Genomic DNA, 25,385 nt, shown 5'->3' with positions numbered 1-25,385 from the left:
CGATATGATCGTCGTCGATTGGTTGCACAAGAACGCCCAGCACACACCCGACAAGGTCGCGCTGGTGGACATCGACTCTGGCCGCCGCGTGACCTACCGCCAGTTCGACGAACGTGCGAGCCGTTTTGCCGAGGTGCTGACGCAGCAATTGAAGCTGACGCCTGGCGCGCGTGTGGCTGTGCTGGCACACAACAGCGCCGCGTATTTCGAAATGCTGTATGGCTGCGCGAAGGCCGGCATGGTGATGGTGTGCCTGAACTGGCGCTTGCCGGTGGCGGAGCTGCTGCCGATCCTGCAGGACTGCGTGCCGGACGTGCTGGTAGCGGGAGACGGCTTCGTCAGTGCCGCAGCAGACCTGCAACGCACGCGGCCCATGCGCGTGCTGTATCTGGCAGGGGATCGTTCTATTGATGCGCCCGCAGGCTGGATCGAATTCGAAGCCGCTTTGGTTGCGGCCTCCGGCAACGTCATCGAAATGCCGTGCCGCGACGAGCACGAAGTCTGGCACCTTCTCTACACCTCCGGCACCACGGGTCGCCCGAAGGGCGTGATCCAGACCTACGGCATGGTGTTCTTCAACGCCGTCAACGCCATGCTTGCCAACAAGATCACGCGTGACGACGTGTTCCTCAACGTGCTGCCGTTCTTCCATACGGGCGGGCTGAACCTGTACGCCAACCCGGTGCTGCACGCGGGCGGCACAGTCCACATCCTGCGGCAGTTCGATGCGCAGGTGACGCTCGACAAGCTCGACCGCCGCTCGGGCGAAGGCATCACGATGTTCTTTGCGGTGCCTTCGGTGTACTTGTTCCTGAGTCAGCATCCTGGCTTTGCGCGGGCGGATTTTTCAATCGTCCGCAGCATGGCCGCCGGTGGTTCACCCGTGCCGCAACCGCTGCTCCAGACATACCTGGACAAGGGTGTGACGATTTGCTTCGGCTTCGGCATGACAGAAACCGGCCCCACCGTGTTCGTCTGCGATGAAGCCACGGCACGCCGCAAGATCGGCACGATCGGCAAGCCCGTCGGCTCGATGCTCACGCGTGTGGTCGACCCGCAAGGCAATGACGTCGCCCCGGGTGAGCGAGGCGAGTTGCTCATCAAGGGCCCCGGCATTACGCCCGGTTACTGGAACCTGCCCGAAGCCACTGCCGCTGCCATCCAGGATGGCTGGCTGCATTCCGGCGACATCGCTTACATGGACAACGATGGCGATTACTACATCGTCGATCGTGCGAAAGACATGTTCATCTCTGGCGGCGAGAACGTGTACCCCGCCGAAGTGGAGAACGTGCTGTTCCAGCTCCCAGCGGTCGCCGAGGCCGCAGTCATCGGCGCCGCCGACACCCGCTGGGGTGAGGTCGGCGTGGCGGTGGTGGTGGTGCGCGCGGGCGCAGCGCTCGACGCCGACACGGTCATCACCCATTGCAAGGCACGCCTGGCCAGCTACAAGGTGCCACGCGACGTGCGTTTTATCGACGCGTTGCCGCGCACGCCGTCAGGCAAGGTGGAAAAGCACAAACTGCGTGCGCAGTTTGGGGCGCACTGAAGCCGCGCACCTTCAACGTATTCAGGAATGCCATCCATGCAGCCTTCCAGTCTGCACGTGCTTACTCAGGTGGATTTCAATCGCTTTGCCGCGCTCTCGCGCGACGACAACCCGATCCATTGCGATCCCGCGTTCGCCAAGACCACGCACTTTGGCGCAACTGTTGCGCACGGCATGTTCCTGTTCTCACTGTTGAGCGCGCAGATGACGCGTAGCTTTGCGCAGCCCGTGTTGCCCATCGCCCAGACCTTGATGTTTCCGCGCCCGACGTTCGTGGCCGATGGCGTGGCGGCGGTGCTGGCGCTGCAGCCTTCACCCGGCCCCGGAGCAATGACGCTCGATACCGAGATCCGGTGCCTGCAACGCAACGGTGAGGCGCTGAGCGATCCCGGTGCGCAGGTGACGGCGCTGGGGCGCGCCCATGTGCTGTTGGGTGCTAGTGCCGTTGGGCTCACAGAACAGCGTGCTTCCATGCCTACCGTTGATGCCGCGCAGCTGGCGGGCGATGCGGTGCTTTACCACTTGTTTGTTGGTCAGTCGGTTCAGGCGACCCGTTCCTTCACCACGGCTGACATCGACGAGTACGCGGCACTGTCGGGCGACGGCAATCCGTTCTACACCGACGCCGCGTTTGCACGCTCGCGCGGTTTCAGCGGCGAACTGGTGCCGCTGCCGCTGCTGGCTGGCATGTTCTCCGACCTGTTGGGCACGCGCTTGCCCGGGCGCGGCACGGGTTGGATGAAACAGGCACTGCATTTGCGCGCTGCGACAGGCGTGGGCGAGCCGCTCACCGCATCGGTGCGCATCGTGCGGCTGCGCGCCGACAAGGAACTGGTCAATCTTGCCACCGACGTGCGAGGCGTCGATGGCCGGATCGTGTTGCAAGGCGAGGCGCTGGTGCTGGTACGCAACCTGGAAGACAAGCGTGCTGAGGTCGCCGCATAGCTCGAATGTAGTGAGCAAACTCGTTGCAGTGGAAATCTTCGGATGAAACACCGATAACAGGGAGGCACTATGAGAACGATGCAAGGAAAGGGCAGTGGCCGCCGATTGTGCGGCACGCTGCTGACAGCGATGGTCGCGTCGGGCGCGATCGGTCTGGCAAGTTGCGGCGGCAGCAATGACAACAACCCCACACCGAGCAACGTCAAGCCGTCGTTTGTCGGCACGGTGACGATCACGCGTTTCGATGGCGTGAGCGACGATCTGTTGACGGCTGGTCTGGGTGCATCGGGGCTGGCATCGTCCACGGCACCCACGGTGGCCAACGCGACCGCCCCCACCGCAGCTGAGTTGCGGCGCCTGGCGATCTACAACAACTACCGCGCGCTGGTCGACACGAACGCGAAGGGCGGCTATGGCACGCTCTACGGCCCGAACGTCGACGCCAGCGGCAATGTCACGTCCGGCAGCGGCATGGTGCCCGGCGTGGAATACGTCGCCTATTCCGACGATGGCACCGGGCAGCAGAATGTCGTGCTGCTGGTGCAGATTCCGGACGCCTTCGATGCGGCCAACCCGTGCATCATCACGGCTACGTCGTCGGGCTCACGTGGCATCTATGGCGCCATCTCGACCGGTGAGTGGGGCCTCAAGCGCAAATGCGCCGTCGCCTATGCGGACAAGGGCACCGGCGCCGGCCCGCACGACCTGGCTACCGATACCGTACCGCTGCAGGACGGTACCCGCACTACGCGCGCAGCCGCCGGCAGCAAGGCGCAGTTTGCTGCGCCGCTCACTGATAGCCAGCTCGCCGCATTCAATCTGGCCACGCCGAACCGGCTCGCATTCAAGCATGCCCACTCGCAACGCAACCCTGAAAAGGATTGGGGCCGTTTCACACTGCAAGCAGTGCAGTTCGCCTTCTGGGCCATCAACGACAAGCTGAGCGGCTCGAGCGTGCTGAATGGCAGCGCACTGGCGGTGCGCCCCAACAACACCATCGTCATCGCCTCCAGTGTGTCCAACGGGGGCGGGGCGGCTATTGCGGCCGCCGAGCAAGACACCACCAACTTGATCGACGGCGTGGCCGTGGGCGAGCCCGGACTGAACCTGCCGGCATCGGCCAACGTGCAAGTGCAGCGTGGCGGCGTGACGCTGCCCGTGAGCGGCAAGCCGCTGTTCGACTATGTGAGCTACGCCAACGAGTTCCGCTTGTGTGCGGCGTTGTCGAGCAGTGTGTCGGCCGCGCCCACGCAGTCGTTCTTTGTCGGCAACGTCGGCTGGCCGGCTAGCGTGCAAGCCAACCGCTGCGCTGCCCTGCACGCCAATGGTCTGCTGTCTTCCGCCACCACGGCCACACAAGCAGATGAAGCGCTGCAGAAGATGCGCACTTACGGTTGGGAGCCCGAATCCGATCTCGTGCACGCCTCGATGGCGTATTTCGAGATTGATCCGTCGGTTGCCACTACCTTCGGCAACGCGTTGGCACGCGCCAGTGTGCTCGACAACCTGTGCAACTTCAGCTTTGCCGCCGTGGACGCATCTTTCCACCCGACCGCCGTCAATGCCACGACGTTGGCGCAACTGGCCGCCACCGGCAACGGTATCCCGCCCACCACCGGTGTGCAGTTGATCAACAACCTCGCACAGGGCGGTGCCACGCAGAGCAAGCAATCGGTCGATTCATCCGGTACGCAGGCGGCCAATCTGGACGGCGCCCGGTGCCTGCGTAACCTCCTGACCGGTGCAGATGCCGCTTCGCAGGCGCTGCAACTCGGCATTTCGCAGACATTGCGCACGGGCAACTTGGGTGGCAGGCCGGCACTGATCGTGCAGGGCCGCAACGATGCGCTGCTGCCGGTCAACCACGGCGCGCGGCCGTATCTGGGGCTCAATGCGCAGGTCGATACGGGCAGCAAGCTCTCGTATATCGAGGTGACCAATGCCCAACACTTCGATGGCTTCATTGACCTCGTGCCGGGTTACGACACGCTCTTTGTGCCGCTGGTGCTGTATGAACAACGCGCACTGGATGCGGTGTACGCCAACCTGAAGAGCGGCACGCCGCTGCCGCCGTCGCAAGTGGTGCGCACGACGCCGCGTGGAGGCACGGCGGGCTTGGCGCCCGCCATTGCGGCCACCAATGTGCCGAACTTCACGAACACGCCGGCGGCGGCCGACCGCATTTCGGTCAGCGTCTCGGGTGGTATGGCGACCGTGTCCGTGCCCAACTGATTCCCATCCGACGCAGGGTACTCCGCCACGGAGACCGCCCTGTGCTGCCCTGAGCGCTTGATACGTCCGCGCTCAGGGCGCTTCCCCCAGCACTTTTTTCAGTTCAGTTCTGATACATGCGGCATCTCGTGCGGTTACACGATGAAATATGAATCATGTCTCATATAAAAAAAACTCCACGGCAACGCGGTTGCGCAGTACCCGCCGTACGTTGGTTTTCGTTGCAGTGAAGGCAGCAAAGCAAGACCACCTCAATAGGAGAGAGACACCATGAAACACCCATTCGGATATCGATGGCAGTGGCTTTACGTGCTGGCTGTCGCACTGATGACCGCGCTGGCAACGTTTTCAGCGCACGCGGCGGTCACCGCCGGGCCCGGCGCGTGGAGCAGCCAACAAACCTGGGCTACAGATACGGCCAATGGCGGTAATTTGACCGGCTACTTTTATTGGCCAGCCAGTCAGCCGACCACGCCCAACGGCAAGCGCGCCCTGGTGCTGGTGCTGCATGGTTGCCTGCAAACCGCGTCCGGCGACGTGATCGACAACGCTAACGGTGCGGGCTTCAATTGGAAGACGATTGCCGAGCAATATGGCGCCGTCATCCTCGCACCCAATGCCACCGGCAACGTCTACAGCAACCACTGCTGGGACTACGCCAACACGTCGCCCAGCCGCACGAGCGGACACGTGGGCGTGCTGCTGGACCTCGTCAACCGCTTCGTCACCAACTCGCAATACGCCATCGACCCGAACCAGGTTTACGTGGCCGGCTTGTCTTCCGGTGGCGGCATGACCATGGTGCTGGGTTGTATCGCGCCGGACATCTTTGCGGGCATCGGCATCAACGCTGGCCCGCCGCCGGGAACCACCACCTCGCAGATCGGCTACGTACCTTCCGGCTACACCGCCACGACGGCGGCCAACAACTGCAAGGCGTGGGCAGGGTCGAACGCCAGCAGCTTCAACACGCAGATCGCCGGCGCCGTGTGGGGGACGTCGGACTACACCGTGGCGCAAGCGTATGGTCCGATGGACACTGCAGCCTTCCGCCAGATTTACGGCGGCACCTTCACGAAGGGTGCGACGGTTTCGATTTCGGGTGGCGGTACCAATACGCCCTATACCGATAGCAACGGCAAGCTTCGCACGCACGAGATTTCCGTCTCAGGTATGGCACACGCGTGGCCGGCCGGTACCGGCGGCGACAACACCAATTACGTCGATGCCACGCACATCAACTACCCGGCATTCGTCATGGACTACTGGGTGAAGAACAACCTGCGTGCCGGTAGTGGGCCGGTGCAGTCTGGCAGCACGCCCACCGGCCTGGCGGTGACGGGCACGACCACCACGAGCGTTTCGCTGTCGTGGAATGCGGTGACCAACGCGACCAGCTACAACGTCTACCGCAACGGCAGCAAGGTGGGGTCATCCACGTCCACGACGTACACCGACTCGGGCTTGATCGCGGGTACCACCTACAGCTACACGGTGACCGAGATCGACCCGACGGCGGGTGAAAGCGCGCAGTCGACCGCCGTGTCGGCCAAGACGCAATCGAGCTTTGCCTGCACGGCCACCACGGCTAGCAATTACGCCCACGTGCAGGCTGGGCGGGCGCACGACAGCGGCGGTGTGGCCTACGCCAACGGCTCCAACCAAAGCATGGGTCTGGACAACCTGTTCTATACGAGCACCTTGGCGCAGACGGCGGCCGGCTACTACATCGTCGGCAATTGCCCGTAAGCCAGCACCGACGTGGCCGTAGCGGCCGCTAAGCAGGCCGGTCCCAAGTGCGTTCAGCCATGGCTGAATGGAATTGGGGCCGGCGCCATTCCACTCTTGAGTCAGACCGTACAGACGCCGATGCCAACCTTCGACTATCAGACCCTCTTCCGGCGCGCTCCGGTGGGCATGGCGATGTCCCGGGAGCGCGTGGTGCTCGACGTGAACGAAGAGGCGGCTCGCATCTTCGGCCACGCATGCGGAGCCATCATCGGCCAGTCATTCGAGATGCTCTACCCAAGCCAGGGCGATTTCGAACGCATGGGCGCACGTATTGCACCCATCAACAACGTACGCGGCAGCTATTCGGACGAGCGCATCATGAAACGCGCCAACGGCGAGTTGTTCTGGTGCCATGTGACCGGTCGGGCATTCGATCGCGACCGACCGCTGGGCGAGGGCATCTGGACGTTCGAAGACCTATCGGCGCATCGGCCGATGGCGGTCGAGCTGACACCACGCGAGCGCGATGTGGCTGCGCAACTCATCGAAGGAAAAAGCAGCAAGCAGATCGGCAAGCAACTCGACATCAGTCCGCGCACGGTTGAAATATACCGCGCGCGGCTCATGAAGAAGTACGGCGCCAACACGGCGATCGAACTGGTCCGACGACTGATGGGCCACTAGGTGGTGCCGACCAATGCGCGGCTGCGACAAGTGGCGATGGGTCTTTCGCGCGAGCCACGCTCACGGTTGTCAGAGCGCGTCTTCGTTCGCAACCGCTCCATACAACAAGGAGGGGACACATGGATCGAAGACAGTTCATGCGAGGTGCTGCCACGCTGGCCGGCGGCGCAATGGTGGTGCCGATCGCTCGAGCGGCTGAGCCCGGCGTGCATACCGACAAGATCATCTTTGGGCAGTCCATCGGCTTCAACAGCATTTGGGATGGGGTGTACCGCAACTACACCAACGGACTGCTTGCCTACTTCAACCACGTGAACATGCTAGGAGGCGTGCACGGTCGCAAGCTGGAGCTGAAACACCTGGAAGACGAATACGTACCCGAGAAGACCACCGCGGCCAATATCCGCGCGTTTGTTGGTGATGACGTATTTGGCCTTGCTTGTCTTGGCGGTACAGGCAATACAGCCGCCGCATTGCCGCTGATCGAGCGATACCGTTTTCCGGTCGTCGGCACGCTGACCGGCGCGGAAGCCGTGCGAAAAGCGACTGCGCCCCTGTTCCATACTCGCGCGCCGTATTCGAGCGAAGTGGCCAGGATGATTCAGCAAGCAACGACCGTGGGGCTCAAGCGCGTTGCCGTGGTGCATCAGGACAACGCATTTGGCATGACTTGCGTGCAGGCCGCGCAGGGGGGGCGGCAACGTTCGGCGCCCACATCGTTACGACGATTCCGCACAGCGTTCAGGGCGACGACGTTGACGCCGACTTCTCCTGCGGACACGGCGGAACTCAACGGCAAGGCGTCATCAGCGAAAACATCATCACACCAAAGAAAAAGCGGCAGGATGAACCCGCCGCTTTCCAGTCTGGCCGATGCGGGATCAAGCAGTTTCGGCAGCCTCTTCGAGGGCTTCTTCGAGGGCTTCAAACGGACTCAAAAGCGCCCACTGCTGAGCAGGCGAGCCGTTGAACGGATAGCCCCAGATCGGCTGGCCATCCTTGATCACCCGGTCCTTCAGGTCGACCACCAAAGACTGATTGGCGAGGGACGTGATGTAACCCGGCCGCACAAAGAAGCTCCACTGCTGGGTGGGCGTGGGCGCACCGTTATAAGGCGACACGATCAGCGGTACCTCGCTTGCTGCGCGCTGGCCCTGGAAGTCGAGGGCAAGCCACCCTTGGGAAGAGTGCAGCAGGATCGCGTTCTTACTCCACTCAATTTCCCAGATCGTGGTCTGACCATCGCCGTTTTGCTTAAGCTTCGCGGGGGAGTATGCGATCTGATCTTGGACGCCAAGGAAAAACGTGGTGTTGGCGCGCAGTCTGATGACTCGCGGTTCAGTAGCCATATTACCTCCTGTGAGATTATGTTCCGCGTTGGGAACATGAGTAGGAATAGGATTATGTTTGCCGGCTGTCAAAATATTATACGAGGCGGGATCGCGTTTTTCACATTTTAATAATATAAAAGTCAGATCTAATGGTCTTTGTAATTTTGATCTGCGATTATTATTCTTGATAATTAATTTTCCAGTAAATCTGACATTAATTGATCTGCCTTTAGTGGCATGAAGATCGCTCAGCGCAACGTCAGGATTCTCCAAGCAGGCCGCGATGGGCGTGCATGCGCCAGCCCCGCTTGGAGTGGGTTGGTGGAGGGGCGTTGGGGGGGGGCAGTCTGCGACCTCATCCGTTCAATGACGGATCAGTGTCGGCTGCTGCAGAAAGAAAAACTGAACTCAGTATTCGGATTATTGGCAGCCCCAGATTATTGGTGGCTAGACTGAGTTAATCATCCGGATATGATTTAGGTACAGCCTTTTGTCTGTCGTTGGCGCTCCGTCATGAACAGAGCGCCAACGGCAGATGCGGCGTTTTCAGGCTGCGCTCACGGCTCGTGGCGTAGATACCCTTCCTTGCTCGGGTCGGGCATGAAGTACGTCACGATGAACGACACGGCGCACAGCGCGGTCACGTACCAGTAGAACGTCGACTCGCTGCCGGCCTGCTTGAACCACAGCGCAACGTATTCGGCCGAGCCGCCGAACACCGCGTTGGCAATGGCATATGACAGGCCCACGCCCATCGCACGCACCTCCGGCGGGAACATCTCGGCCTTGATCAAGCCGCTGATCGACGTGTAGAAGCTGACGATGGCCAGTGCCACCGTAATCAGGCTGAATGCGGCGACCGGGCTCGACACCGTGGCCAGTGCGTTCATCAGCGGCACCGTGCCGATAACCGACAGTGCTCCGAACAGCAGCATCGAATTGCGGCGGCCGATGCGATCGGACAGCGCGCCGAACGCCGGCTGCAGCAGCATGTACACGAACAGCGCCACCGTCATGACGTTGGAGGCGGTTTTCTTGTCCATGTGTGCCGTGTTGACGAGGTACTTCTGCATGTACGTCGTGAACGTGTAGAAGATCAGCGAGCCGCCGGCGGTAAAGCCGATCACGCGCAGGAACGCGCCTTTATGTTTCCACGCGCCGCGGATCGTGCCCGCGTCCTCGGCCTTGCGCGATGCGGTGGTCTGCGTTTCGTGCAGCGACTTGCGCAGGTATAGCGCAATCAACGCGGTGAGAGCCCCCACCACAAACGGAATGCGCCAGCCCCAGGCTTCCATTTCAGCGGTGCTCAGGAACTGCTGCAGGATCACCAGCACGAGCACCGCGCCCAACTGACCGCCGATCAGCGTCACGTATTGGAATGAGGCAAAAAAACCGCGCCGCCCGGCAAGTGCCACTTCACTCATGTAGGTGGCGCTGGTGCCGTATTCCCCGCCCACCGACAGGCCCTGGAACAGGCGCGCCACCAGCAGCAGGAACGGTGCGAGTGCGCCGATCTGTGCGTAGGTAGGCAAGACCGAGATCAGCAGCGAGCCGCCGCACATCATCAGCACCGAGATCATCATGGCCGTGCGCCGGCCGTGCCTGTCGGCAATGCGGCCGAACAGCCAGCCGCCAATCGGCCGCATGAGGAAGCCCGCTGCAAACACGCCGGCCGTGTTCAGCAACTGCGTTGTCGGATCCCCTTTGGGGAAGAACGCCGGCGCGAAGTACAGCGAACAGAATGCGTAGACGTAGAAGTCGAACCACTCGACCAGGTTGCCCGATGATGCGCCGACGATGGCGAGGATGCGGCGCCGGGTGTCATGTGGGTCGACGGCTTGCTGGTTGGCTGTGATGTCCATGGGAGCGTCTCGGGGTGAGTGTTCTTGTGGAATGGCGTGAAGCCGACCCACAGAATTGTAGCGACAAGTGACGGATTGCCGCGCCCCGGAATTGCCCCGATGAGCGAGATGGCGCGTTGCCGGAAGTGCGCGAAACAGGGCACTTCCGGCGGTTTGGGGTTACGCAGAAATGGGTACGCTCATTGCTGGCGTCATGCCAGTTTTGCCCATTCCATTCAACGGGCCCCCTGTCGCGCGTTGAATGCCACGCGCAATACCAGCGCCACGACCGACGCCACCGCGCAGAACGTCATCAGCCCCGACCAGCGCGCGCTGGTCCACGCCAGGCTGGCACCATACGCGCCCACCGACATGCCGATGAACAGCGCCGTCATGAACACTGCGTTGATGCGGCTGCGCGCTTCCGGCGCCAGCGCATAGATGATGGTCTGGTGCGAGACGAGCGCCGCCTGCACGCCCACGTCAAAGAGGAGCGTGCCGATCACGATGGCGATGAGCGAGTGTGGAAACAGCGTCATCGCAGCAAACGTCACTGCCATCAGCAGTGCACCGCCCACGACGATGTGGCCGGGTGCCACGCGGCCGGACAGGCGCCCGGCAATGCTCGCACCCAGCGCACCCGCCGCGCCTGCCAGCCCCAGCAGACCCGCCTGGCCCGTCGACAGTCCGAGCGAACTCGTCAGGTGTAGTGCCACAGTCGACCAGAACCCCGAAAACGCAATGCCGATGAACGCCTGCGTCAGCGCCGACGCCCGCAGCCGCGGATGCTGCATGAACAGCGTGCCCAGTGAGCGCAGCAGCGTGAAGTACGGCTGCCGCGTGGCGGGTGCCACGCCAAAGTGGGACGCGCGCACGGCAATCGCCAACCCGACGATCGCCACTGCTGATACACCAAATGCTGCACGCCAGCCGAAGTGGTCCGCCACGATGCCGCTGAACACGCGCGAGCTGACGATGCCGATCAGCAGCCCCGTCATCACCGTGCCGATGTTGCGGTTGCGATTCAGGTCTGTGCTGATGGCAGCGGCGCTGGGCACGAAGTCCTGCGCAATGGTGGCCGACAGCCCGATCACAAAGCCCGAGGCTGCCAGCAGCGGCAGGTTGGGCGCGAGGCAACTGCCGATGAGCGCGAGCGTGAGCAGTACCGCCTTCCACAGGATGACGAGGCGGCGGTCGTAACGGTCGCCCAGCGGGCCAAAGAAGAAGATGCCGCTGGCGTAGCCGGCGGCCGTGAGCGTGGGCAACACGCCCAGCGCATGCGGCGCGATGGCCAGGTCGCGGCTGATGAGCCCGAGCAGCGGATGGTTCAGGTAGATGCACGCCACGCTGATGCCGGCACCGGCCGTGAGCAGGCGGATCAGTCCTTGCCGATCGCTTTCATGGCGCGTGGCGGCGGATGTGGAGGGCGTTGCGGGTGTGGCGGGTGTGGGAGAAACAGGCGAGGCCGACATGGGAACCTCATGGGAAGATTGCTGCGTCGCAGCGAAGCGGCGATCCTAGCAACTTTCCTTTGAGGTTGCTGACGGCGGAATAACCCCGCTGTCGGTGATGTCGACCCTACCCAGTCAGGCGCGTTCGTTGGCCGGTGCGGGCGATGGTGGCGAAGCCTCTTCCACGTCTTCGCTGTGGCCGCCCTGCACGTCGTGACCGGCGTTGTCGATCCACAGGCGGGCACGGTCTTCGCCCACGCGCGAGAGTTCCATGCGGTACTCGTAGCGGTCGGGCCGGTACAGGCCCTGCAGCAGTTGCACCGGGCGCCCGCTCATCTCACGCACGATGCGCTGCACTGACAGCAGCGGCGCACCGACGGCCACGTCCAGATACTGTGCCGTCGCCACATCCGCCAGCCGCGCCGAGACCACCTGCGACGCGCGATCAATCCGCACGCCGGAGGCCTCGATCAACCGCAGCAGCGATTGGTTTGCCAGGCGCTCGAGCGTGAGCTTGCTGGTCACGTCCAGCGGCAGCCACGTGGTGATGAGCGCCATGGGCGTGTCTTCCAGATGGCGCACGCGCACGAGCTTCTTGATCGGCGTGCCGGGGGCCAGGTCCAGGCATTTGGCCTCGTCGGGCGGGGCCAGCACGTCTTCAAATTCGACGACAACGGCGGAGGTACGCTCGCCCACGTCGATGATGTTCTGCAGTAGCGTCTGCCCGCCGCCCATCACCAGCGGGTCATCGGGCTTGACCACGAAGGTGCCCATGCCGCGGTGGCGGCGCACCAACCCTTCCTTGACCAGGTAATCGAACACGCGCCGCATCGTGACGCGCGACGCGCCAAACTGACGGGCGAGTTCGATCTCGCCCGGCATCGGCCCATCCCCGAATTTGCCTTCGAGAATCTGCTGGCGCAGGACAACGTAGATCTGGTGGTAGAGCGGTACCACGGCATCGGGCATGGCGGTCGTGGGTCCGTGCGTGTGCGGCGAGGTCGAGATCGGAAAAGGTGGTCGTCAGGAGAGAGAGAACGACCAAGCGCGGGATGACTTTAGGAAAAGACGACAAAAAGCAGGGCGTACGCCCGTCCATCCGCGACGATAGGGGGTTTTGGCTAACGTGTAAAGTTGTGCGTTACCTGCTTGTTACCTGTCAGCCGCTGGCGTGCCGGCGTCATCCGCCGGCGGATGATTGCCATGGCTGTAACGCGGGTTCGGTTCGCGCATCGAGTTCTTGGGCGCCACCGGTTCGCCCAGCGCGTTGACCAGCGCCACGTGGATCGGCGTGCCGCTTTCGCGGTCGCGCAGCAGCATCGGGCCTTCGCCGTCGGGGGTGAGATAGCGGTCGCCCCATTGCATGAGCGCCACGATGGCGGGCAGCAGATCGACGCCCGCACGCGTCAGTCGGTACGCATCGCGCACACGGTCGCCGGGCTCCTGATATGGCACCCGGCGCAGGATGCCGTAGGCCACCAGTGCCTTGAGCCGCGACGACAGGATCGCCGTCGAGCACCCCGTGCGGCGCAGGAACTCGTCGAATCGCGTCACGCCCGAAAACGCCTCGCGCAGCACGAGCAGCGTCCACTTCTCGCCGACGATCGACACCGCCGCCGCGATCGAGCACGGCTGTTCCATTGACGCCACCAACTCGGACGCCGCAGGGACGGGGAAGGGTTCTGGGATTCTCATACCAAAATCATAGTCAATTCTGACTTTGCTTGCAAAAGTCAGGGTTTCTGCTAATCTAGGTTCAAATTGAAAAGTCAGGTGGCGATCCCGCTCTGACAATCACAAAACGATCCATCGCGTGAGGAGATCCCCATGCTTTACACCATCCACCGTTACCCCGCCGAATGGATCGACCGCTGGACCATGCACGACGGCTCCATCGCCACCGTGCGCCCGATTCTGCCGCAAGACGCTCCATTGGAGGCCGCCCTGGTCGAGGGGTTGTCGTCCGAGTCGCGCTATGCGCGCTTTCTGGTAGGCGGCGGCCGGCTGTCTGACGAGATGCTCGCCGCGTATACGCAGATCGACTACGTCAACCACATGGCGCTGATCGTGAGCGTGGCCCGCGCGGGTGGCACCGGCGAAGACCTGATCGCTGACGGCCGCTTTGTCATCGAAGACGGTGTTGCCGAGTTCGCCATGCTGGTGGCCGATGCCTGGCAGGGCAAGGGCGTGGGCCGGCGCCTGTTCGCTACGCTGGTGCGGGCCGCGCGTGTCTCCGGCGCCCGCGAAGTCTTTGGCGAAGTGCTCTCCACCAACCGCCGCATGATCGGCCTGGCCCGTGATGCGGGTTTCCACGTGGCCGGCGTGCCGGGCGACGCCACCGTGTGCACCGTGCGCCTGCCGCTGGCGCAGGTCGAAGCGGCCATCACGCCTTTCGTTTTCGCCTGATCTTTCCTCCTTCGCGCGCCTGCACCCCATGCAGGTGTGCTTACTGCGTGTCTCTTTCGCCGCCGTTGTGCGGCTTCTTTTTTGCCTGATTCATCGAAATTCATGGTGCTCAGTGCAAAAAAACATCGCTTTTGTGGATGAGTTGGTGCGCATAGACTCTTTCGCGTGGCCTGGTGCGTGGGTGGCCCCCCCCTCCTGCGTGCCGGCGCCGCCCGATTCCAACCATTCCTGTTCTGTGCCCCACACCATGAGCAACGTGACACCTGTGCTTGCCCCGTTCCACCTTGCCTTCCCCGTGCACGACATTGCCGCCGCGCGCGCGTTTTACGGCGACATTCTTGGTTGCCCCGAGGGCCGCAGCTCGCCAGACTGGGTCGACTTCAACTTCTACGGCCACCAGATCGTCGCCCACCTAGCGCCGGACGAAATCGGCCACCGCAAGACCAGCGCCGTCGACGGCGACAACGTGCCGGTGCGCCACTTTGGCGTGGTGCTCTCGATGGCTGAGTGGGAAGCCGCTGCCGACAAGCTGCGCGCCGCCGGCATCGACTTCATCATCGAGCCGCACATCCGCTTCAAGGGCGAAGTGGGCGAGCAGGCCACGATGTTCTTCCTCGACCCGTCGGGCAATGCGATGGAGATGAAGGCGTTTGCCAACATGGCATCGCTGTTTGCCAAGTAAGACGGCCGAAGTCAGTCAGCACGGCGCGCGTATCCTTGCGGTTCTCTCCTGATCTGCGCGCCTCATGCTTCGAGAACTCAAGACCTTCATTGCCGTTGCCCGGCACGGCACCTTTGCGGGCGCGGGCGAGCGCATTGGCCTGACGCAATCGGCGGTGAGTGCGCAGATCCAGCGGTTGGAGGAGTCGCTCGGCTTTCAGTTGTTCGATCGCACCGGCCGCTCGGCCACGCTCAACGCCGCCGGGCGCGATGCATTGGCGCTGGCCGAGCACATCGTCACGCTGTACGACCGCCTGGGCGATCAGGCCGGCGGCAACGAGCAGCGCGGCCTTGTTCGCGTGGGCGCGATTGCTTCAGTGCAGACGTCGTTCCTGGTGGATGCGCTGGTGCAGTTCCGGACCGAATTCCCGCATTGCCGCGCGCGCGTGTTGCCGGGCGTGTCGCTGGACCTGCTCGGCCTGGTGGATGCTGGTGAGATCGACCTGGCCGTGCTGATCCGCCCGCCGTTTGCCGTGCCGGCCGATCTTGAATGGCGCACGCTGGTGGCCGAACCTTTCGTACTGCTTGTGCCTGACAGCCTGCCAGGCGATGACTGGCGCGTCCTGCTGGAGCACCAGCCGTTCATCCGTTACGACCGCCGTTCGTTCGGTGGCCGCCGGGTTGACCAGTTCCTGCGCGACCAGCACATCACCACGCACGATGTGATCGAACTCGACGAGCTGCAAGGCATGACGCTGCTCGTGGCGCGCGGACAGGGCGTGGCGCTTGCCCCGCAGACCGCCGCACAGGGCGCATGGCCGCCCGGCGTGCGCGCCATCAGCCTGGGCGACGACACCTTCACCCGCGAGATCGGCCTGATCGAACGCCCGCGCCACAGTCGCCAGCCCATTGCCGGCCGCCTGGCCGACTGCATCGACGAAGCGGCGCGCGTCACCTGAGTCGAGCCATGACCATCGCGTGATACCCGGCATGAGCCGCGGCGCGTTGACCAGCCGTTATATCGGCTCGTATATTACGACGATCATTTCTCCATCCATCTGGGTCTCTCATGCAACGTTTCTCGCTTCGCACGCACGTGCGCGCCATTGGTCTGGTTGCTGCGCTGTCGCTGGGTCTGTCTGCACCGGCGCATGCCGCTGATCTGGTCGTCTCGGCAGCTGCCAGCCTGACCAACGCCTTCAAGACGATCGCCCAGCAGTACGAAGCGCAGCATCCGGATACCAAGGTCGTGCTCAACTTTGGCGCGTCGGATGTGCTGATGCAGCAGATCGTGCGCGGCGCCCCGGCTGATGTGTTTGCCTCCGCCGATCAGGAAGCGATGAACAAGGCCATGGACGAAAAGGTCATCAAGGCAGACACGCGTCATGACTTTGTTGCCAACCAGCTCGTGCTGATCGTGCCGACCACGGGCACGGTGCCCGTGCATGCGCTGACGGATCTGACCAAGCCCGAGGTGAAGCGCGTGGCGATCGGCAACCCGGCGTCGGTGCCGGTGGGCCGCTATGCCAAGCGTGCACTGGAAGCCGCCAAGCTGTGGGAGCCGGTTGAGGCTAAGGCGGTGCTGGCGCAGAACGTGCGCCAGGCGCTGGATTACGTGTCGCGCGGCGAGGTCGAGGCGGGCCTGGTGTTTTCCACCGATGCCGCCATTGCTGCCGACAAGGTGAAGGTGGCAAGCCCCGTGCCGCTGAACGTGCCGCTCACGTACCCGATCGCTGTGACATCCGGCACGAAGCAGCCGCAGCAGGCAGCCGACTTCGTGGCGTTTGTGATGTCGCCGGCTGGCCAGGCAGTGCTGGCCAAGTATGGTTTCCTGAAGCCCTGATTACGCGGTAGCCGGTTGACCCGCGCGCTCTGCATCCTGCTTGGGCGTGCGGTGGATGCGCAGCACCAGGAAGGCGCCTGCCACGCACAGCCCGCCCGAGATCATCGAGGCCAGCGTGTAGTTGCCTAGCGTGGAGCGCATCATGCCCGCGCCCAGCGTGGCAAACGCCGCGCCCAGCTGGTGCCCTGCGACGATCCAACCAAAGACGATGGGCGCCGCCGCCTTGCCGAACACGTCGTTGGTCAGGCGCACGGTCGGCGGTACGGTGGCGATCCAGTCCAGCCCATAGAACAGCGCGAACACCGGCAGGCCGAAGAACTCGAAGCCGAACGCATACGGCAGGTAGATCAGCGACAGCCCGCGCAGGCCGTAGTACCAGAACAGCAGCACGCGGCTGTTGTAGCGGTCGGACAGCCAGCCCGACAGCGTGGTCCCCACCAGGTCGAAAATCCCCATGACCGCCAGCAGGCTTGCGCCCTTGACCTCGGTCAGGCCGTGGTCTGCGCACATGGCGATGAAGTGCGTGCCGATATAGCCGTTGGTGCTGGCGCCGCAGATAAAGAAGCTGAAGAAGAGCAGCCAGAAATCGCGCTTGCGCATGGCCTGCACAAGCGTGTTCATGGCCAGAGTGATCGGATTGGCGCGTGGGCCTTGGTCAACCTCCGGCGCGTCGGCCGGCTCGCCGTAGGTGCGCAGGCCCACGCTCTTGGGCGACTCCGGCAGCAGCATCGCAACGATCGGCAGCAGCAGCGTCAGCGCGCCGGCCACGATCAGCACCACCGGGCGCCAGCCGTAGCGCTCGACCACCGCCGCCATCATCGGCAGGAAGACGAGTTGGCCGGTGGCAGAGCTGGCTGTCAGGATGCCCATTGCCAGCCCGCGGTGCGAGGTGAACCAGCGGTTGACCACCGTCGCGCCCAGGGTGATGGCCGCCACGCCCGTGCCACCGCCCACCATCACGCCCCACAGCAGCACCATTTGCCAGGGCTCGCGCATCATGGCCGAGAGCGCGGTGCCCGAGACCAGCACGGCCAGCGCGACCAGCACCGTCCGGCGGATACCGAAGTACTGCATCGACGCCGCCGCAAACGGCCCCGTCAGCCCATACAGCGCAATGCCGATCGAGATGGCCAGCGAGATCGTGCCGCGGCTCCAGCCGAACTCGTGCTCAAGCGGCAGCATCATCACGCTGGGCGTGGCGCGCGTGCCGGCCGCACACAACAGGATCAGGAACACCACGGCCAGGGCGAGCCAGCTGTAGTGGAAACGTGGGGCGATGAGGCGGGCAAGTCTCTGCATGGGGGCGTCCGATTCCGGCGTTCGATTCTTGTGGGCTCGACAATGTGCTATTCGTTACCGACCGGTAACAACGTGCTTGCGATGGTAGGTACCGCTCGGTAACATGTCAAGCAGCAATCGAATGTCACCGATGCGGCTGGGGGTTTGCCTCCGACCGCGTCTGCAGGAGTCGTTACATGGCAGCACGCGGTCCACGCGCCGTTTCTCCTTCCGTTGAGCAACCCAAGCCGACGCCCCGCCGCATCAGCGGTGAGGACGCGCACGCCAGCCTGCTCGAGGCCGCCCGTCAATTGTTTTACTACGAAGGCGTGCGGGCCGTGGGCATCGAAGCGGTGGTGGAGAAGGCGGGCGTCAACAAGATGAGCCTGTACCGCCAGTTCAAGTCGAAAGACGACCTCGTCCTCGCGTACCTGGAGCGCAGCGACGAGAACTTCTGGGGCTATTTCAACGCGAGCATGGCCAAGCACCCGGACGACGCGCGCGCGCAACTGCTGCAGTTCTTTATCGATGTCTCCGAGCGTGCCTCGCGTCCTGGTTATCGAGGGTGCCCGTTCGTGAACGTGGCGGCGGAGTTTCCGGATCTGTCGCATGCGGCGCGGCAGTTCGTCCAGCGCAACAAGGCGCTGCTGCTTTCGCGCCTGCGCGATCGCGCCGAAGCCGCCGGCGCCACCGACCCCGATGCGCTGGCCGACGATCTTGCCTTCCTGATCGAGGGGGCCTATACCGCCAGCCAGACCTTCGGCACCGACGCACCGCGGTTGATCAAGAGCCTGCCGCGCACGGCGCGCGTTCTGCTCGATGCCAATATCCCGGTGTGCAAACCGGACTGATGTTGTAGTCGCGTCACGAGCGCGCGGGTGCTGCACGATGCCGCTACACTCGCTGGCATTGTTGCTTCGGCTGCACCCGATTCGATGACGCCCAACCAAGTCCCGCTCTCTCCTGTTTCTTCTGTCCGGCCGACACACACCGCGCCCGTGCAGCCGCTGTCCTTGCCCGCGGCGCTGTCGCAGGCGCAACGTGCGCTCGACCGCATCGTGCTCGGCAAGCCGCTGCAGATCCGCCTCGCGCTGGCGTGCCTGCTGGCACGCGGGCATCTGCTGCTGGAAGACCTGCCCGGTGTGGGCAAGACCACGCTCGCGCACGCGCTGGCCCGCACGCTCGGGCTGCAATATCAACGCGTGCAGTTCACCAGCGATCTGCTGCCGACCGACCTGATCGGCGTGTCGATCTACGTGAAAGAGAAGGGCGCGTTTGAATTCCACCCCGGCCCGCTGTTCGCGCAGGTGGTGCTGGCCGACGAGATCAACCGCGCCACGCCCAAGGCGCAGAGCGCGCTGCTTGAAGCGATGGCCGAAGGGCAGGTGACGCACGACGGCGCCACGTATCCGCTGCCCGAGCCGTTCTTCGTGATTGCCACGCAAAACCCGCTCAACCAGATCGGCACGCACCCGCTGCCCGAATCGCAGTTGGATCGTTTCACGATGCGGCTGTCGCTTGGGTATCCCGATCAAAGTTCGGAGCGTGCGCTGTATCTGGGCGGCGGCGCGCCGCAGGACATCCAGCCTGTGCTGACCGCCGCGCAGGTTGTCGCGCTGCAAGTTGCCGCCGATGCCGTACACGTGGCACCCGCGTTGGTGGACTACGTGCTCGCGCTGGTGAATGCCACGCGCACCGATGCGCAGGTGCAGATGGGCTTGTCGCCGCGTGCCGGTCTGGCGTTGTTGGCGGCGGCCCGTGCCTGGGCGCTCATCGATGGCCGCGATGCCGTGCTGCCCGAAGATGTGCAGGCGGTGTTCAAGGCGGTGGCCGCGCACCGGCTGCTGCCGACGGGCGGTACGTTGTCGGCCACCGCGCTGGCGCAGCGGCTGCTCGATACGGTCGCCATTCCCTAAGCACACGGCGCCATGGCGCGTTTCACTTCACTGTTGCTTGCACCGTTGCGTGCGTTGTTTCGCACGCCGTTTCGCATCCTGTGTGCGGGCCTGGCAGCACTGCCCGGCATCCGCTTCGCGCGGGCGCGCGTGCAGCGCTTTCTGCAACGGCCGCGCAAACCGCGCGAAGGCCGCATCCGCCTGGATCGCAACCACGTCTACATCCTGCCCACGGCGGCCGGCGTGGGCTTTGCGCTGCTGCTCGTGGTCATGCTCATCACCTCGCTCAACTACAACGTGAGCCTGGGTTTTTTGCTGACGTTCGTGCTGGCCGGCGTGGCAGCGGCAGCCATGTGGCAGACACACCGCAACCTGGTCGACCTGGAAGTGCGCGGTGCGGCGGGCGAGGCCGTGTTTGCCGGGCATGCGCTCAACGTGAGCGTGGCGCTGGCCAACGTCACATCGTGGGCGCGCGTGGGTGTGGATGTGAGCGCGCGTGAGGCAGCACCGGTCGAGGCCGCGCTCGATGCGCAAGACGCCACGGTGGCCGCGCTGGCGTTTGCCGCCCAACCGCGTGGCTGGTTCAAGCTGCCGCGCCTGACGGTATCGACGCGCTTCCCGCTCGGCCTGTTTCGCGCGTGGAGCTATGCCGATGCGCCGCTTACGCTGCTGGTCTATCCCGAACCCGAGCCTGCCGTACCACCGTTGCCCGCCAGCTTCGCACCCGACCCGGGCGAGGAGGACAACCCGCGTGCTGCCCGCACCCAGGTCGAAGAGTCCGCCGACCAGCTGCGCACCTATCGCCCGGGCGACGCACTGCGCAGCATCGCTTGGAAGCACAGCGCGCGGCTCGACACGTGGATGAGCCGCACCGGCCAGCAGGTACGCCACGCGCAGTGTGTGCTCGCCTGGGATGCGCTGCCGCCCTCCATGCACGCGGAGCAACGCCTGTCGCGCCTGTGCGCCTGGGTGCTGGCCGCCGAACACGCGCCCGCCGGCGACGAACCCGAATACACGCTGATCTTGCCGGGTGTCTCGCTGGGACCTTCGCGGGGGGCTGCACATCGTGATGCGTGCCTGCGCGCGCTGGCCTTGTGGGGCAAGCCGGCCATGCCCGAGGATGCGGAGGCGGCAGCATGAGCACCGCCATCATCGGCACCGAAGCCGCGGCGTTCGGCGCCGCCCGTGCCCTCACGCACCGCGAGCACGGCTGGCTGATCGTGCAACTCGCCGTCGTGCTGGTGCCGCTGCTGCGCGCGCTGCCGTTGGTGACGTGTGCCGTGTTTGGCGTGCTGCTGCTCTGGCGCACACTGCTGTGGGTGCGTCGCGCGCCGTTGCCAGGCAAGTGGGTGCTGGGCTTCACAGGCGTGGTCACGTTGCTCGTGACGCTGGCGCTGTCCCTGCGTACCGGCGGCAACATTGGCCGTGATCTGTCGGTAGCGTTGCTGGGTGCGTTTCTCGTGCTCAAGCTGATGGAGTCGCACACCGTGCGCAACGGCATTCTGGCCACGCAACTGTGCTGCTTCCTGCTGCTCTCGCAAACGCTGTTTGACCAGCCGCCCTGGCTGGCCGTCACCTTGCTGGCGACGGCAGCGCTGCTGCTGCGCAACTGGCTGCTGCTGTTGCATCCGCAGGCACGCATGCGTGTGTCGCCGGTGCGCATGTTGATGCGATTGGTGGCGATGGGCCTGCCGTGTGCTGCCGTGTTGTTCCTGCTGTTTCCGCGTCTCGATCATCCGCTGTGGAGCCTGCCGCGTTCTGCTGAAACCGGCACGAGCGGCATCACGGACCGCATGGCACCTGGCTCGATCGGCCAGTTGATCCTGTCGGACGATCTCGCCTTCCGTGCCGACTTTGCCGGTATGCCGCCGCCGCTCGATACGCTCTACTGGCGCGGCATGGTGTTGTGGCGTTTTGATGGCGAGGCATGGACGGCAGCCGCTACGCGGCAACGTCCTCTGCCCGGGAGCGTACCCATTTCTGCGAGCGCAGTTGCAGGCCAATCGGGCGTGGTCGACTACAACATCACGCTGGAAACCACGCACCAGCGCTGGCTGTTTGCGCTCGATCGTGGCCTCTCGATCGAGGCGCGCGACGACATTGGCCGCAGCGTTGACGCGGAGTTCCTCAGCCGCCAGCCGATCGACCAACGCATGCGCTACCACGCGCGTTCACGCCTGCCTGATCTGTCGGGCGGCAATCGCGTGGATGACGCGCAACCGCTTGACTCAATCACGCTGCAGACGGCGTTGGCACTGCCACCCGGCAACAAGCAGGCGCGCGCGCTGGCTGCGCAATGGGCCGAATTGCCACCGGCTGACCGCGTATCGGCTGCGCTCAAGCTGTTCGGCAGTGCGCCGTTTGCGTACACGCTCCAACCCGAGCCGCTGCAGGGCCAGCAAATCGACGACTTCCTCTTCCGTACGCACCGCGGCTTCTGCGAGCACTACGCGGGCAGCTTCGTCTTCCTGATGCGCGCGGCGGGTGTGCCGGCGCGTGTGGTGGTGGGCTACCTCGGCGGCGAGGTGAATGCCGTGAGCGGCGACATCATCGTGCGCCAGTCCGATGCGCATGCCTGGGCCGAGGTGTGGCTGGCCGGGCGCGGTTGGGTGCGTGTGGACCCGACCGCTGCCGTCGCGCCGCAACGCGTGGAACGCGGCCTGGCAGCAGCCGTGCCCGCCAGCGAATTCCGTTCGCGTCGCGTGGAAGAGCCCGCGTGGCTGCGCAGTGCGCGCTGGGGGCTCGATGGCCTCATCAGTGGCTGGAACCGCTGGGTGCTCGGCTACGACCGCAACCGGCAGGCGCAGCTCTTTGCCTGGCTGGGGCTGGATGCGGCGGACCCGCGTGCGGTGCTGTGGGGCGTGTCGGCGATCTTTCTGCTGGCGGCGCTGCCGCTGCTGTGGCAGCAGCGCAAGCCCAAGCCTGATCCGGTACAGGCGCAATGGCAGCGCGTGTGCGACCAACTGGCAAAGCACGGCTGTCCGCGCAGCCTGACAGAAGGGCCCATGGCCTATGCCGAGCGTGCCGCTGCACAGTTTCCGCAGGCGGCCGACGCCTTGCGTCGCGTGGCCGCCGGTTACATCGCGCTGCGCTATGGCCGTGACGACGGCGATGCGCCAGCGCGCGCCCAGCGCCTCGCACGTTGGAAGGAAGACGTGGCCGCGCTGCGCGTGTCCGCATGACGAGAGAACACCGGTATGACGCAACCCATAGGCACGTGCTCGACAACCCCATCTGGTCATCGCTGGCAAGTGGCCACCTGCGTTTCCGGCAGGGCGGCCCGCTTGCCTGCCGCTACCGTGCCGATGTCGCGCCGTTTGCGGCCATTGCTGCCAGCCCTGACGCGATGCCCGCCGCCTGGCAGGCACTGCACGGGTTGCTGGAGCCGGGTGAGCAACTGTCACTGTTTGCGCGCTCGGCCATCGATGTTCCGCCGGAATTCGACGTTGAGCGGGCAGGCATCCTTCAGCAGATGATCGTGGTGCGCGACCCTGGCGGGCACATCGACACCACCGATATCGTCCGCCTGGGGCAGGCCGACGCGGCCGGCATGTTTGCTCTGACCGAGCGCAACAAGCCTGGCCCATTCCGCACCCGTACGCAGGAGACCGGGCAGTACATCGGCATTCGCGAAGGCGGCCGCCTGATCGCCATGGCCGGCGAGCGTATGCAACTGGATGACTACGTGGAGATCAGCGCCGTCTGCGTGGACGATGCGCACCGCGGCAAGGGTCTGGCCAACCGGCTCATCCGCGTTCTGCAGCACGACATCGCGCGGCGCGGGAAGACACCGATCCTCCATGTGTTCGAGCACAACCGCACGGCGATCGCGCTGTATGAGCGGTTGGGGTTTGCGGTCCGCCAATCGTTTCATCTGACCAAGGTGATGCGTCGGGAAGCATAGCCCGGCATTTTTCTCAAATCACCGCGCAACACGGTGATTTTGACGCCGCATTGCGTGGCTGCGTCGCATTACTCATATTGGGTAATTTAGAGTCAGCTTTCGAAACATAATCACGGTTCTCTTCCGTGGTTCGAGAACGTTTGCGCCATTGTCCTGCTTGACTTTGTGGAATGTCGATGGTGCGTGTTTGGCCTCCGGTAAGGCATTATCCACGTTTGACAATGTTTGCAATCGGACCGAGGTTGCTTCATAGACTCCATTTCAAGCCGATAAGCAGTTAATGGTTTTGATCATTTGAAAAATGAATGGGGCAGGGCGGATCGGCGCATTATCAAGCGTATTTTTAAAACGGGAGACTGACATGACGAGAATGCATCGCGGCGCACTGCTTTCGGCCACCCTGGCAGGGCTGCTGATACTGGGCGGCTGCGCCAGTTCGGGCTCGGGCGACATGAGCGGCACCAGCGGTGGCGGCACCTCCGCCAACAACGGTGGCGGCGGCTCGGGTGGCTCTGGCAGTTCGGGCGGCACGGGCGGGTCCACCACGACCGCCTCGACCACGCCCACGGGCGACGTCGCCACCAAGGGCGGCGGTGTGCTTACAGCCACGGGTGGTGCCATCAGCGGCCTGGGTGCGACGGTGGGCGGCTCCAATGCGCCCGGTGCGTCTGGGTTGAGCAAGGTGGTCGACAACGTCGGCAATACAGTCTCGGCGCTTGGCACGGGCGTGCAGTCCGGCCTGGGCAGCATGGGCACCAATCCGAATCCGGTCGGGACCACGGTGTCCAGCACGGGCAATGTGGTCACCCAGGTGGGCAATACCGTCAATGCCACGGGCGGTCTGGTGACCAGTCTGGGTACGGGCCCGCTGCAGCCGCTCGCACCGGTGACCACGCCGGTGGGCGGTGCGGTCTCGCAGGTGGGGCAGGCGGTGGCCAATGCCGGCGGCACGCTGGGTACGGCCCTGTCGACGGGGCCGGTGGAGCAGGTCACGCAACAGCTCAGCTCGACCGTGGTGCCGCTCACCTCGCAAGTCACCACCACCACGCAGACGCTGGGCAACGCCACAGGCCTGGGCGCACCCGCGACGAACCTGCTGCAGACCGTGGGTGGTACGGTGGCGAACGTCGGTACGTCGCTGACCGGCACCAATGCACCGGTGGTGTCCAACGTGGGCGGTGTGGTGACGGCCACGGGCAGCACGGTGGCAGCGCTGGGTGGTGCGGTTTCCACGCCGGGTGGCAGTCCCTCGGGCAGCCCGCTGGCGCCGATCACCAATGCGTTGGGTGGTGCCACGGGTGGCAGCAATCCGCTGGGTGCCGTGACCGGGGCCCTGGGCGGCGTCGCAGGTGGCGGCACGGGAAGTAATCCGCTGGCCCCGGTGACGAGCGCACTGGGTGGCGCAGCAAGTGGCGGTACCAACCCAGCCGCCGGCGTGACGGCGCCGGTTGGCGCGCTGCTGACGGGGGTGGGTTCATCGCTCACCTCAACCGGCGCGGCCACGCCGCTGGCCCCGGTGACGGGCGCTGTGGGTGGTGCAGTGGGTACGGTGGGCGGTGTGCTGGGGGGCTCGCCGCATCATTGATCCACGCTGTGCCAGCTGGCCGTCCATGCTTTTCGCTGGACGGCTTTTTT

21 protein-coding genes are annotated in these 25,385 nt (G+C 64.5%); 16 read left to right on the top strand and 5 right to left on the bottom strand.

What is annotated here, in order from left to right; all coding sequences use genetic code 11:
* Positions 1-4: 4 nt before the first annotated feature.
* From ACS13N_RS20970 to ACS13N_RS20945, 6 genes are all read left to right on the top strand, one after another.
* The gene (locus ACS13N_RS20970) at positions 5-1,549 is read left to right on the top strand and encodes an acyl-CoA synthetase (protein ID WP_438933536.1); all 1,545 of its coding nucleotides are present in this window, start codon (positions 5-7) and stop codon (positions 1,547-1,549) included.
* A gap of 36 nt (positions 1,550-1,585) precedes the next feature.
* Entirely contained in the window at positions 1,586-2,494 is a 909-nt protein-coding gene (locus ACS13N_RS20965; protein WP_438933535.1) for a MaoC/PaaZ C-terminal domain-containing protein, read from the top strand.
* A 69-nt stretch (positions 2,495-2,563) separates the two neighbouring features.
* The gene (locus tag ACS13N_RS20960; protein ID WP_438933534.1) at positions 2,564-4,726 is read left to right on the top strand and encodes a 3-hydroxybutyrate oligomer hydrolase family protein; all 2,163 of its coding nucleotides are present in this window, start codon (positions 2,564-2,566) and stop codon (positions 4,724-4,726) included.
* 270 nt (positions 4,727-4,996) lie between these two features.
* Positions 4,997-6,475 (top strand): extracellular catalytic domain type 1 short-chain-length polyhydroxyalkanoate depolymerase, encoded by a 1,479-nt coding sequence (locus ACS13N_RS20955; protein ID WP_438933533.1) that lies wholly within the window; start codon positions 4,997-4,999, stop codon positions 6,473-6,475.
* A gap of 120 nt (positions 6,476-6,595) precedes the next feature.
* Positions 6,596-7,141 carry a LuxR C-terminal-related transcriptional regulator gene (locus ACS13N_RS20950; RefSeq protein WP_438933532.1) on the top strand — a complete coding sequence of 182 codons (546 nt, stop codon included), beginning with the start codon at positions 6,596-6,598 and terminating at the stop codon, positions 7,139-7,141.
* Between the two features lie 119 nt (positions 7,142-7,260).
* Positions 7,261-8,601, top strand: a complete 1,341-nt coding sequence (locus ACS13N_RS20945; RefSeq protein WP_438933531.1) for an ABC transporter substrate-binding protein — start codon at positions 7,261-7,263, stop codon at positions 8,599-8,601.
* A gap of 428 nt (positions 8,602-9,029) precedes the next feature.
* Here ACS13N_RS20945 and ACS13N_RS20940 read toward each other — a convergent pair whose 3' ends face one another.
* The 4 genes from ACS13N_RS20940 to ACS13N_RS20925 form a co-directional block, all read right to left on the bottom strand.
* Positions 9,030-10,334 (bottom strand): MFS family transporter, encoded by a 1,305-nt coding sequence (locus ACS13N_RS20940; protein WP_438933530.1) that lies wholly within the window; start codon positions 10,332-10,334, stop codon positions 9,030-9,032.
* A gap of 215 nt (positions 10,335-10,549) precedes the next feature.
* Positions 10,550-11,785 (bottom strand): MFS transporter, encoded by a 1,236-nt coding sequence (locus tag ACS13N_RS20935; protein WP_438933529.1) that lies wholly within the window; start codon positions 11,783-11,785, stop codon positions 10,550-10,552.
* A 114-nt stretch (positions 11,786-11,899) separates the two neighbouring features.
* On the bottom strand, positions 11,900-12,733 hold the full coding sequence (locus ACS13N_RS20930; RefSeq protein WP_438933528.1) for a GntR family transcriptional regulator: 834 nt from the start codon (positions 12,731-12,733) through the stop codon (positions 11,900-11,902).
* A 183-nt stretch (positions 12,734-12,916) separates the two neighbouring features.
* Positions 12,917-13,459 carry a winged helix-turn-helix transcriptional regulator gene (locus ACS13N_RS20925; protein ID WP_438933527.1) on the bottom strand — a complete coding sequence of 181 codons (543 nt, stop codon included), beginning with the start codon at positions 13,457-13,459 and terminating at the stop codon, positions 12,917-12,919.
* Positions 13,460-13,591: 132 nt separating this feature from the next.
* On the opposite strand from ACS13N_RS20925, the gene ACS13N_RS20920 reads away from it, so the two are divergent.
* The 4 genes from ACS13N_RS20920 to modA all read left to right on the top strand — a co-directional run bounded on the left by ACS13N_RS20920 (position 13,592) and on the right by modA (position 16,673).
* Positions 13,592-14,170, top strand: coding sequence for a GNAT family N-acetyltransferase (locus ACS13N_RS20920; RefSeq protein ID WP_438933526.1), 579 nt, complete (start codon positions 13,592-13,594; stop codon positions 14,168-14,170).
* Positions 14,171-14,417: 247 nt separating this feature from the next.
* The gene (locus ACS13N_RS20915; RefSeq protein ID WP_438933525.1) at positions 14,418-14,852 is read left to right on the top strand and encodes a VOC family protein; all 435 of its coding nucleotides are present in this window, start codon (positions 14,418-14,420) and stop codon (positions 14,850-14,852) included.
* A 64-nt stretch (positions 14,853-14,916) separates the two neighbouring features.
* Entirely contained in the window at positions 14,917-15,789 is an 873-nt protein-coding gene (locus ACS13N_RS20910; RefSeq protein WP_438933524.1) for a LysR family transcriptional regulator, read from the top strand.
* A 110-nt stretch (positions 15,790-15,899) separates the two neighbouring features.
* Positions 15,900-16,673 carry a molybdate ABC transporter substrate-binding protein gene (modA, locus tag ACS13N_RS20905; RefSeq protein ID WP_438933523.1) on the top strand — a complete coding sequence of 258 codons (774 nt, stop codon included), beginning with the start codon at positions 15,900-15,902 and terminating at the stop codon, positions 16,671-16,673.
* Here the strand turns inward: modA and ACS13N_RS20900 are convergent, their stop codons facing one another.
* Entirely contained in the window at positions 16,674-17,972 is a 1,299-nt protein-coding gene (locus ACS13N_RS20900; protein WP_438933522.1) for an MFS transporter, read from the bottom strand.
* 176 nt (positions 17,973-18,148) lie between these two features.
* On the opposite strand from ACS13N_RS20900, the gene ACS13N_RS20895 reads away from it, so the two are divergent.
* The 6 genes from ACS13N_RS20895 (at position 18,149) to ACS13N_RS20870 (ending at position 25,335) form a co-directional block, all read left to right on the top strand.
* Complete coding sequence (locus ACS13N_RS20895; protein ID WP_438933521.1) at positions 18,149-18,802, top strand: TetR/AcrR family transcriptional regulator; 654 nt, start codon at positions 18,149-18,151, stop codon at positions 18,800-18,802.
* A gap of 84 nt (positions 18,803-18,886) precedes the next feature.
* Positions 18,887-19,867 (top strand): AAA family ATPase, encoded by a 981-nt coding sequence (locus ACS13N_RS20890; RefSeq protein WP_438933520.1) that lies wholly within the window; start codon positions 18,887-18,889, stop codon positions 19,865-19,867.
* 12 nt (positions 19,868-19,879) lie between these two features.
* Complete coding sequence (locus ACS13N_RS20885) at positions 19,880-20,986, top strand: DUF58 domain-containing protein (protein WP_438933519.1); 1,107 nt, start codon at positions 19,880-19,882, stop codon at positions 20,984-20,986.
* Positions 20,983-23,028 carry a transglutaminase TgpA family protein gene (locus ACS13N_RS20880; RefSeq protein ID WP_438933518.1) on the top strand — a complete coding sequence of 682 codons (2,046 nt, stop codon included), beginning with the start codon at positions 20,983-20,985 and terminating at the stop codon, positions 23,026-23,028. The genes ACS13N_RS20885 and ACS13N_RS20880 overlap by 4 nt, the downstream gene beginning before the upstream one ends.
* A 35-nt stretch (positions 23,029-23,063) precedes the next feature.
* Complete coding sequence (locus ACS13N_RS20875; protein WP_438933517.1) at positions 23,064-23,750, top strand: GNAT family N-acetyltransferase; 687 nt, start codon at positions 23,064-23,066, stop codon at positions 23,748-23,750.
* A 361-nt stretch (positions 23,751-24,111) separates the two neighbouring features.
* On the top strand, positions 24,112-25,335 hold the full coding sequence (locus tag ACS13N_RS20870; protein ID WP_438933516.1) for a collagen-like triple helix repeat-containing protein: 1,224 nt from the start codon (positions 24,112-24,114) through the stop codon (positions 25,333-25,335).
* Positions 25,336-25,385 lie beyond the last annotated feature (50 nt).

It is taken from the genome of Ralstonia sp. 24A2 (assembly GCF_051783885.1).
Classification (GTDB): Bacteria; Pseudomonadota; Gammaproteobacteria; order Burkholderiales; family Burkholderiaceae; genus Ralstonia.
This window is presented reverse-complemented; position numbering and strand designations above follow the sequence as displayed.